Genomic DNA, 1,805 nt, shown 5'->3' with positions numbered 1-1,805 from the left:
ACGGACGATTCCGGTACCACGGTGACCGTGGACACGAACAATACGGTGACCACTTTGGTGGACAACGGAGACGGTAGTTTCACCTACACCTCCGAGGACGGAACGATCACTACCTTTAACGAGACGACATCTACCCTGGCCGACAACGGCGACGGTACATTGACCTATACCAACGAGGACGGTACGGCGACCACCTTTGATGCCCGAAGGGCCACGGTGGTGGACAACGGTGACGGCACCTTTGATATCACGGACGATTCCGGTACGACGGTAACCGTGGACACCAACAATACGGTGACCACTTTGGTGGACAATGGCGATGGCAGTTTTACCTACACCTCTGAGGACGGCACGATCACCACCTTCAACGAGACGACTTCAACCCTTGCCGACAACGGCGACGGCACTTTTACCTATACCAACGAGGACGGCGCTGCCACCACCTTTGACGCCCGAAGGGCCACTGTTGTGGACAACGGTGACGGCACCTTCGATATCACGGACGATTCCGGTACCACGGTGACCATAGACAGTAATGGTACCCTTACCAATTTGGTCAACAACAGCGACGGTACGTTCACTTATACCAACGAAGCCGGTACGGCCCAGACCATTGATTTGGTAAGCGCCGATGCCAATAATGACATCGCGGTTGGAACCGATGGCGGCCTTTATTTGAATGTGTCTTCCGTAACGATATCAGAGACCATTACCACTTTGGTGGACAATGGGGACGGTACCTTTACCTATACGAACGAAAGCGGTGCGGCCACGACCTTCGATGCCCGAAGGGCCACTGTTGTGGACAACGGCGACGGCACCTTCGATATCACGGACGACTCCGGTACCACGGTGACCGTGGACACCAACAACACAGTGACCACTTTGGTGGACAACGGTAACGGTAGCTTTACCTATACCTCCGAGGACGGGACCATAACGACTTTCAACGAGACAACATCCACCCTTGCCGACAACGGTGACGGGACCTTGACCTATACCAACGAGGACGGTACGGCGACCACCTTTGATGCAAAGCGTGCCACTGTTGTGGACAATGGTGATGGCACCTTTGACATCACGGACGATTCAGGGACCACAATAACGGTGGACACCAATAATACGGTGACCACGCTCGTGGACAATGGGGACGGCAGTTTTACCTATACCTCTGAGGACGGGACCATCACCACCTTCAACGAGACGACATCTACCCTTGCCGACAACGGTGACGGTACATTGACCTATACCAACGAGGACGGTGCGGCCACGACCTTCGATGCAAGACGTGCCACGGTGGTGGACAACGGGGACGGCACCTTCGATATCACGGACGATTCCGGTACCACGGTGACCGTGGACACGAACAATACGGTGACCACTTTGGTGGACAATGGTAACGGCAGTTTTACCTACACAAGTGAGGACGGGACCATCACCACCTTCAACGAGACGACGAGTACCCTTGCCGACAACGGTGACGGGACCTTGACCTATACCAACGAGGACGGTACGGCGACCACCTTCGATGCGAGGCGTGCCACGGTGGTGGACAATGGCGACGGGACCTTTGACATCACGGACGATTCAGGGACCACAATAACGGTGGACACCAACAATACCGTGACCACACTTGTGGACAACGGTAACGGTAGCTTTACCTACACCAGTGAGGACGGCACGATCACCACCTTTAATGAGACGACAAGTACCCTGGCCGATAACGGTGACGGTACATTGACCTATACCAACGAGGACGGCGCTGCCACGACCTTCGATGCCCGTAGGGCCACTGTTGTGGACAA

1 protein-coding gene is annotated in these 1,805 nt (G+C 55.3%); it reads left to right on the top strand.

Going from position 1 to position 1,805, the window contains the following annotated elements; all coding sequences use genetic code 11:
- A partial coding sequence (locus ACRD67_RS20635) for a beta strand repeat-containing protein (protein ID WP_430969188.1) occupies window positions 1-1,805 on the top strand: 1,805 nt, incomplete at both ends.

This window comes from Eudoraea algarum (genome assembly GCF_050589645.1).
Classification (GTDB): Bacteria; Bacteroidota; Bacteroidia; order Flavobacteriales; family Flavobacteriaceae; genus JBNGOQ01.
This window is presented reverse-complemented; position numbering and strand designations above follow the sequence as displayed.